At 64.9% G+C, this 2898-nt stretch carries 1 protein-coding gene and 1 pseudogene; both read left to right on the top strand.

Going from position 1 to position 2898, the window contains the following annotated elements; genetic code table 11:
• The first annotated feature begins 511 nt into the window (after window positions 1-511).
• The gene (gene ltrA, locus IE107_RS34285) at window positions 512-1795 is read left to right on the top strand and encodes a group II intron reverse transcriptase/maturase (RefSeq protein ID WP_308434286.1); all 1284 of its coding nucleotides are present in this window, start codon (window positions 512-514) and stop codon (window positions 1793-1795) included.
• A gap of 86 nt (window positions 1796-1881) precedes the next feature.
• Window positions 1882-2789 (top strand): annotated as a pseudogene (locus IE107_RS34280) (IS3 family transposase); the annotation flags it as partial.
• Between the last annotated feature and the right edge of the window lie 109 nt (window positions 2790-2898).

Here is a 2898-nt window from a genome sequence, read left to right as displayed (position 1 = left end):
GGATATCGCATGCACCGGTGATACCGCACAGGCAACGAGCCGTCAGCCCCTACGACACCACGAGTTCAACCTCAGTAGCCGAAGACTGTCGTGGTGAGCGATGAGGAAAAGGCGCCGTAAGAGGCGTCAGGTGGGGACGGGGAAGACGAACGCAAGTGAATCGCTGCTGACGTGTCGAAACGAAAACAGACGACATCAAAACCGGGGTGTTCCCTGAACTCCGGGATGAGCCTGGCGGGAGCCCGTCTATTGGCCAGGTGGTGTCCGGCATGCAGGCGACGTGAGCCCGGTCTGCGGCTTCCGCATGGAACAGGAGAAGGCAAGCCCCGATACTGCCCGCCGTGCAGTGGCGGCGAGAGGGAGCGCCTCAAGCAGCGGACACTGCGAGGGGCTGAGTACCGATGCGGGGCGTGCCGGCGGACCGGCTCGTAGTAGTGGTGAAGCCCCTGTAATGGGGGTGGAGCGAAGGGGCCGGGTCGTTCGTGACTGTGTTGATCGCATCAACCGGGCGGTGTCCGGGAGGAGTTCGGTGGACCAGTTGAAGTCGCAGACTAAGCCGTTTGAGATCTCAAAGTGGGAAGTCAAGGAGGCATGGGAGGAAGTCAGAGCGAATAGGGGAGCGCCTGGAGTGGACGGGCAGAGCATTGCCGACTTCGAGAAGGATCTGAGGAACAACCTCTACAAGGTCTGGAACAGAATGTCGTCAGGCTCGTACTTCCCGCCTCCGGTGCGCGCGGTGGCAATTCCCAAGCCACAGGGAGGTGGTGAAAGAATGCTCGGCATTCCCGCCGTCGCCGATCGTGTGGCTCAGACCGTCGTGGCCCGGCATCTCATGCGGAGGGTGGAGCCAATTTTCCATCCCGACAGCTTTGGATACCGGCCTGGACGGTCTGCCTTGGACGCGGTGGAGAAGTGCCGGGAACGCTGTTGGAAACGGGACTGGGTGGTCGAGTTCGACATCACCAAGTTCTTCGACAGCGTGCCCTGGGGCCTACTGGTCAAGGCGGTGGAAGCGCATACCGACGCCGTTTGGGTGAACTTGTATGTGCGGAGGTGGCTGGCCGCCCCGCTCCAGATGCCCGACGGCTCTCTGCTGGAACGGGATCGCGGAACCCCGCAAGGGGCTCCCGTGTCTCCCGTCCTGGCGAACCTGTTCCTGCACCACGCGTTCGACACCTGGATGGCCCGGGAGTTCCCGTCCGTCTTATTCGAACGCTACGCGGACGATGCGGTACTGCACTGCGTCACCGAGCGCCAGGCCCGCCAGGTGCTGGCCGCGCTCACGGACAGGATGGCCGAGGTCGGGCTGCGCCTGCACCCGGCCAAGACCCGGATCGTGTACTGCCGGGACGGGCATCGCCAACGCTCTTACGGGCAGACGGCGTTCACGTTCCTGGGATACACCTTCCGCGCCAGGGTGAACCGGAGTCGGCACGGGAACCAGTTCCTGGCGTTTGACCCGGCGGTCAGCAAGGAAGCTCTCAAGAAGATGGGCCGGGAAGTGCGGAGATGGCATCTGCACACCCGCACCGATCTGACCTTCCAAGAGCTCGCCCGAAGGATCAACCCTGTCGTGGCGGGCTGGATCAACTACTACGGCCGTTTCAGGCCCTGGGAGTTGACCTCCTTCGTGACACGCATCAACTCCTACCTGGTGCGTTGGATCCGCAAGAAGTACAAACGGCTCGCGGCCAAGCAGAAGGCGCTGGCGAAAATGCAGGAGATCGCCCGGCGATACCCCCGCATGTTCGCGCACTGGCGTATCACTCCGACTGTGAGTGCCGTGCTGGTCTGACGATCAGGACGACAAGAGCGGAGTGACGAGAGATCGTCACGCTCCGTTCTGTGAGGGCCGGAGGGTGAAATCCCCTCCGGCTACTCGGCGGTGAAGTGAAGACCCGCCGCTGGGACTTCATCTCCAAGAACCGCGCCGACTTCGGCGTCAAGCGGCTGTGCCGGGTCCTGGGGGTCTCCCGCTCCGGCTACTACCGGCACCAGGCCACCGAAGCGGTCCGCGTCGAGCGCCAGGCCCACGAGGCGGCAGCGGTCGCCGAGATCCGTGCCATCCACGCCGAGCACCGGGGCGCCTACGGTGCCCCGGTGTCCACGCCGAGTTGAGGGCCCGGGGACGGAAGATCAACCGGAAACGCGTGACACGGCTGATGCGCGTCCACCACATCATCGGGCGCCACTTGCGCCGCACCAGGCGAACGACGATCGCGGACAAGACGGCCGCGCCAGCGCCGGACCTGCTGATGCGCGACTTCACCGCTGACAGGCTGAACACGAAGTGGTGCGGTGACATCACCTACATACCCGTTGGTTCGACGTGGCTGTATCTGGCCACGGTGATCGACATCTGCTCGCGCCGGGTCGTGGGCTGGTCGATCGCCGACCACATGCGTGCGTCTCTGGGCACCGACGCTATCGAGATGGCCGTGGCCGTCCGCGGCGGCCAGGTGGACGGCGTCGCCTTCCACACGGACAGGGGCGCCCAGTACGTGAGCCGGGCCTTCGCCGATGCCTGCCGCCGACACGGCATCCGCCGCAGCATGGGACGCGTCGGGTCCAGCCATGACAATGCCCTCGCCGAGTCGTTCTTCCAGGGCCTCAAGCGGGAACTGCTGCACGGACGGCGCTGGACGTCGAAGGCACAGGCCCGCCTGGAACTGTTCCGCTGGATGTCGTACTACAACCGACGCCGCCGGCACTCCGCGCTCGGCTACCTCACACCGGTCGAGTTCGAACGACGAATGACCACATCACGTACTCTGTCACTCGCCGCATGAAACCCGGTGTCCACTCCGGGGGATCAACCTCAGGGTGTTGTTCACCCCGGCCGGGCACCGGCCGCGGATCTTCTCCAGGTCGACCACCGGCGGGAGCTGCCCGGGCCGC

This window comes from Streptomyces gelaticus, assembly GCF_014649535.1.
Lineage (GTDB): Bacteria > Actinomycetota > Actinomycetes > Streptomycetales > Streptomycetaceae > Streptomyces > Streptomyces gelaticus.
Note: the sequence above shows the minus strand (reverse complement) of the source record. Positions and strands in the feature narration are given on the sequence as shown.